This window comes from Limnoraphis robusta BA-68 BA1 (genome assembly GCF_034932365.1).
In the GTDB taxonomy this organism is placed as follows: Bacteria; Cyanobacteriota; Cyanobacteriia; order Cyanobacteriales; family Microcoleaceae; genus Capilliphycus; species Capilliphycus robustus.
In genome coordinates this window covers 89435-95123 of sequence record NZ_JAYGHR010000067.1, presented here as the reverse complement: position 1 = coordinate 95123, position 5689 = coordinate 89435, and the positions used below count along the sequence as shown (strand labels likewise).

General features: G+C 42.2%; 8 protein-coding genes. 3 read left to right on the top strand and 5 right to left on the bottom strand.

The features are described from left to right. From VB836_RS18190 to lgt, 3 genes are all read right to left on the bottom strand, one after another. The coding region (locus VB836_RS18190; RefSeq protein WP_323221304.1) for a hypothetical protein at window positions 1-444 on the bottom strand (444 nt) is incomplete at its 3' end. Between the two features lie 378 nt (window positions 445-822). Beyond that, window positions 823-1632: a precorrin-4 C(11)-methyltransferase gene (gene cobM / locus VB836_RS18185; protein WP_323221302.1), complete on the bottom strand. Its 810-nt coding sequence runs from the start codon at window positions 1630-1632 to the stop codon at window positions 823-825. 334 nt (window positions 1633-1966) lie between these two features. Then, on the bottom strand, window positions 1967-2830 hold the full coding sequence (lgt, locus tag VB836_RS18180; RefSeq protein WP_323221300.1) for a prolipoprotein diacylglyceryl transferase: 864 nt from the start codon (window positions 2828-2830) through the stop codon (window positions 1967-1969). Between the two features lie 40 nt (window positions 2831-2870). Between lgt and VB836_RS18175 the strand changes: the two genes are divergently transcribed. Genes VB836_RS18175 through VB836_RS18165 form a run of 3 tightly spaced genes read left to right on the top strand, consistent with a single transcriptional unit; the run spans window position 2871 to window position 4248 of the window. Then, entirely contained in the window at window positions 2871-3608 is a 738-nt protein-coding gene (locus VB836_RS18175) for a Uma2 family endonuclease (RefSeq protein WP_323221298.1), read from the top strand. Window positions 3609-3664: 56 nt separating this feature from the next. Further along, the gene (locus VB836_RS18170) at window positions 3665-4030 is read left to right on the top strand and encodes a type II toxin-antitoxin system HicB family antitoxin (RefSeq protein ID WP_323221296.1); all 366 of its coding nucleotides are present in this window, start codon (window positions 3665-3667) and stop codon (window positions 4028-4030) included. Next, window positions 4030-4248, top strand: coding sequence for a type II toxin-antitoxin system HicA family toxin (locus tag VB836_RS18165; protein WP_323221294.1), 219 nt, complete (start codon window positions 4030-4032; stop codon window positions 4246-4248). The genes VB836_RS18170 and VB836_RS18165 overlap by 1 nt, the downstream gene beginning before the upstream one ends. Before the next feature lie 33 nt (window positions 4249-4281). On the opposite strand, the gene VB836_RS18160 is transcribed toward VB836_RS18165, so the two are convergent. Further along, the gene (locus VB836_RS18160) at window positions 4282-4524 is read right to left on the bottom strand and encodes a UPF0175 family protein (RefSeq protein WP_323221292.1); all 243 of its coding nucleotides are present in this window, start codon (window positions 4522-4524) and stop codon (window positions 4282-4284) included. Window positions 4525-4772: 248 nt separating this feature from the next. Then, on the bottom strand, window positions 4773-5689 hold a 917-nt coding region (locus VB836_RS18155), incomplete at its 5' end, for a calcium-binding protein (protein WP_323221290.1).

Genomic DNA, 5689 nt, shown 5'->3' with positions numbered 1-5689 from the left:
GGGAACGTAAAGATAAGGCTCACCAGTTAAACCACTCCAGGCATTGTGTGTACCATCCCAATTCATCACCGGGTCGATATTAATATCTTCGTTGCTGCCGTATTCTGCATCAAATAATGTTACATAACCGGGAACAGAACTGGGAACAGAAATAGGAGGCAGAGTGAAGTCAGGACTAATATCAATGAACATCGGATCTCCAGCAAAATCTACCATCGGGCTGCCCCACAAATCATATTCAACCCCGTGAAAAACACCTTCATTGATGTCTAACAAAGCATCGTCACCGACAAAGAACGGATCGTTGGGAACGTAAAGATAAGGCTCACCAGTTAAACCACTCCAGGCATTGTGTGTACCATCCCAATTCATCACCGGGTCGATATTAATATCTTCGTTGCTGCCGTATTCTGCATCAAATAATGTTACATAAGTTGGAGGCATGATGAAAAATTCTCCTGAATAAGCTGAAATTTATTGAACTGATATTTATATCTTAAAAAACCCGGAATTCAAATGTCACCTAACAACTGTTAGGAGTTTTCAGAATTTTTATTAGGTAATTTGGAGGGAATGTTAGGTAATGTGTTAGGTTTATTAGGTGCGGTAAAAATTATTCTGTAAACCTGAAGTGATTTTACGGATCAATCCAGGGTTTGGGTAAATTATCCGTGTTTTTACTGATTTTTTAATATATTGAAAGTAGCTTTACAGCGTGCTGACAACCACTTACCCCAAATCTTTAAAACCATTTGTAGGGGCGCTCTTGCTTGCGCCCCGAGTTACCAGACCGCTGGCACCCCTACGGGCGGATTTTTCGCCCTAAACTTGCTGAGATTTTTTGGAATTTGGGCGAAATAAATGGGAATGCTGAGGATGATATAATTGCGATCGCGTGTTTGTTTTCCCCTTTCCTAGTGCCGGACTAATCACATAAAGCGTTGTCCGAATCAACTTTTCTTCAACTGTCACTTTTGCCATTTCCGTCAACGGAACGATGCGAATTTTTTCATCCGGCCATCCCAAACGATAACAAATTGCCACAGAAGTTGACGCCGGATAATGTTCAAGCAATTCTTCCTGGGCTTGTTCAACATGACGCGCACTCAAATATAAACACAAACTCGCCTGATGCGCCGCCAAACTCGCCAAAGCCTCCCGAGAAGGAACCGATGTCGCCCGCCCACTAAAACGAGTCAAAATAATCGTTTGCACCAACTCCGGTATCGTTAATTCCACCTGCAATTTCGCCGCCGCATCCTGATAAGCACTAATTCCAGGCACCACCTCAACCGCTATTTCTGCTTCCGCTAATTGATGAATTTGTTCGTGTATCGCGCTGTACAAACTCGGATCACCCGAATGCAGACGCACCACAGAACGCCCTTGGCGCACCCGTTCAATCATCATCGGCACAATTTCTTCAAGGGTTTTGTTGGCTGTAGCAATCAGTTCCGCATCAGAACGCACGCCCTGTAAAATTTGTTTAGGCACCAAGGAATCTGCATACAAAATCGTATCCGCCTGCGCTAGAAGTCGTTGCGCTTTCACCGTCAGCAACTCAGGATCACCTGGCCCTGCACCGACAATGTAAACAGCAGGTTGAAGTGAGTTGGTCGTTTGTGTGTTCATTCGTAATTCCAAAAAATCAAAAATTTTGTCGGACTGTTCCGGATGTTAGCAAACTTTTCTAGATAAAGAGAATGGTAGATGCACCCTGGTTGAGGCTCCGGATTTTTAAATCTGGGGCATTTTTTTTTAAATTACCTATTATTCCGGATATTCGCCAACTGAACTAGATAATAATAATGGTAGATGCACCCTGGTTGAAGCTCCGGATTTTTAAATCTGGGGCATTTTTTTTGTTGAGTTTTACTGTCCGGATATTCGCCAACTGAACTCGATAATAATAATGGTAGATGCACCCTGGTTGAAACCCTAGATCAAATGATCTAGGGATTTTTCTTTAGGATCTATCTCGCTGTTGGTTGGGTGAAACAACATCCGGTAAAGAACGATTGAGCAAATAAAGCCACGCTAAACCTGCTAATCCTAACAGAATACCACTTAAACTAACCAGTTGAGCCACTCGCAACGGCCCAAACATTAAACTATCTGTTCGTAGTCCTTCAATCCAAATTCGACCTGAACTATAAGCCGCAAAATACACTAAAAATATCGTTCCCAGTTTTAAGGGTGGTTTTCCTTTAAGTCCTCGAAAAAATAGATTCAACAACAACGCAAAAACGCCAAGATTCCACAGGGATTCATAGAGAAACGTCGGATGAAAATATTCAAAATTGGCATATTCAGGCGGACGATTTTGTAAGGGAATATAAAGTTTCCAGGGTAAATCAGTCGGACTACCAAACGCTTCCGAATTAAAGAAATTTCCCCAACGCCCAATCGCCTGACCTAAAATGACAGCAGGAGCCAGTAAATCAGCCAATTGCCAAAAAGAAACTTTCTGAATTTTTGCAAAAATTAAAGCCGCAATTATCCCACCAATCATAGCACCATGAATTGCAATTCCGCCTTGCCAAATGGCGAACATACTTGCCGGATTATCAGCATAATTTTCCCACTCAAAAGCCACATAGTAAAGTCTGGCACAGGGAATCGCCCCAATCACTAACCAAATTGCTAAATCTCCAATTAAATCCGGGTTAACCTGGCGACGTTTGGCGAGGTATTGAGAGAGTGTCACGCCAATTAATACCGCCGATGCAATTAAAAAACCATACCAACGAATGGCGATTGGCCCCAACTGAATCATAATCGGGCCGGGGGACGTAAATTCAAATGCTAGTAATAAATTAGAATCGTACATAATAAATATGAAGCCTTGGCAATCTATATTTTAAGCGATCATGGTACACCAACTGACACCAGAAACTCAAACCCCAATTATCTATCCAGAAAGTGACGGTCAACCAATGGCAGATAATACTCAACAATTTCGCTGGATTGTTACGATCAAAGAAAATCTAGAAATCCTATTCGCATCCGTTGCAGATGTGTTTGTTGCAGGCGATTTACTCTGGTATCCGGTTGAAGGAAATAACAAAATTCGTCAAGCCCCAGATGTCATGGTGGTTTTTGGTCGTCCCAAAGGAGATAGAGGTTCTTATCAACAATGGGAAGAAAATAATATTACACCCCAGGTTGTCTTTGAGATTATTTCCCCTGGAAATCGAGCCAAACAAATGGCTGAAAAGTTGTTATTTTATCAACGATATGGAGTTGAAGAATATTATCTTTATGATCCTAAAAAACAAGAATTAACAGGATTACAACGAATAGAAAATTGGTTAGAACCCATTGAACAGATTAACGGTTGGGTGAGTCCTCGCCTAGAAATTCGCTTTGAATTAACAGAAACCGGACTGGAAATTTATCGACCAGATGGACAAAAGTTTTTAACTCCAGTAGAACTCGATCAATTTCGACAACAAGAATATCAACGGGCTGAAAATGAACGACAACGCGCTGAAAATGAACGACAACGGGCTGAACGTGCAGAACTTGAATTAGAACAACAACGCCAACGAGCCGAACGATTAGCAGAAATATTGCGATCGCAAGGCATTAATCCAGACGAGTTGTAAAACTATCAGTTCAAGGATAAGATGGGTTATATAGCAATTCTTTAATCATTTGAAAATTGTTTAGCCCCCAAACCCCCAATAATGGGGGCTGTAAACGGGTAGGATTTTTCCGAATTATTTCACACTGCTATATTGTCGTTAACCCATCAATTGTTCAACCGAGACATGAAACTGGAAAAATGATTCAAGAATATATTCAAAAAGCAATGCAGACAGCGCAGTATGAAATACTCGAAGATAATGAAGGTTTTTACGGTTCAATTCCGGGCGCTACAGGAGTCTGGGCAACTGGAAACACTTTAGAAGAATGCCGTAATGAACTATTGGAAGTTCTAGAAGAATGGATATTAATTGGTGTTGCTCAGGGTCACAAATTGCCAGAGTTTGATGGAGTCAGTTTGAAAGTGGAGCCTATTGCTTAATGCCACCTTTCGGCCCTATATCCCGTCGTCAGTTGATTTTAGCATTAAAAGCTGCGGGTTTTTCAGGCCCCTATTCGGGTGGAAAACATCAGTTTATGGTGCGGGATAGTTTACGACTTCGGATTCCAAATCCCCATCAAGGAGATATTAGCAAAGGTTTACTCAAACGAATTTTAATGCAAGCAGGGATTTCACAAGATGAGTGGGAAAATTTGTAATTAGACGAAGAGAAGTGTTACTAACAATGATCATTACCGATCCGTTTCCTCTATAATTTTGAGGTCTTCTTGAAATTCAGCTACATTATAGTGAACGCAAATATCTCGATCTGCAAGTAGGTTTTGAAACTGCATCCGATGCACTCCCATCAACTCGCTTGCTTTCCCCAAACTAATTTTCTCCTGTTGAAAAAGCATGAGTACGATTTCCAGTAATAATTCGGATTCTGATAAACCGCTTGCTTTGACAATCTCATCTGAAATGACCAAGCTCATCGCTGTTTCTCTAACTTTTGACTTTACTTTTTAAATCATACCAGCCCAGACAACAATAAGTTTAAGCTCTATCCGTCAGCTTTGCAAGGGTAAGCTTTTAAATGAACACAATCGCGATCGCCTTCTTAACTGTATAAAATTCAAGATTAAGTTGGACTGCGGTTCAATCCAACCCACTTTGAACTACAAAAAAAGGATAGAGAATACTCTACCCTTTGCTTTGATATTTTAGGTGTTATGCGATCGCTCTAACCCAAGAAAGAATCGGTATTAAATTCGATAAAATCATCAGCAGTTAGTTGGTCTGGAGTGACTCCCCGAACAATACCCAGGAATGTCCCGCCTTGTTCGATAGAAGTAGAGTCAGAAGTTCCACCCTGAACTGTTAAACTCACACGCTCAAGGTTAAGACCGCTAAAGTTAACGTTGAGAGGTAACATAATGTTGTCAGTACCCTCCTCAAAGTCCATGATCACATCGGCATCCGCCAGAGTCGTTGCTGCTGCGTTAGTTCCCGGTAAAACGAAAGTATCAGCACCCGCATCTCCACTCAGCATATCTGAGTCTTTATCGCCGAGCAAAATATCATTTCCTGCACCGCCAGAAATCGCGTCATCCCCTTGACCGCCGAACAGGACATCATCACCATTTCCACCCTGAATAACGTCGTTGTTGAGGTTTCCAAAGAGCCGATCATTATCATCATCCCCATTCAACTGATCGGAACCTTTACCCCCAAACATCGTGTCAGCACCACCCGCACCGTTGATAGTATCTGCGCCTTGGTTGCCGTTGTACCACTCTGCCGCTGCCAAACCTGTTATATTGTCGTTACCGGATAGAGCCAGGATTTTGGTTTGACCCGCAGAAAGTGTCTGGGTGTCATTGCCGTTACTCAATACAGAGAATGTCTCGCCGTTGATGGTATTCTCGCTATTTTCGTTTGCTCCCGGAACGGGGTTTCCTGGGTCAGTGTCGTCAGCGCCGGGTGTTGTGAAAGATACTGAAGGGGTATTGGTGGGAATTTGAGATGGGCTGGTGGATGTGGGAATTAAAACGAGGTCATATGGTGTCGGGCTTCCTAATTCATATACACGTGCAAAATAATCACCCGCTTCCAGTTCAAGTTGAAGATTTTCGCTGGTAGACCCGTAATTAATTGACG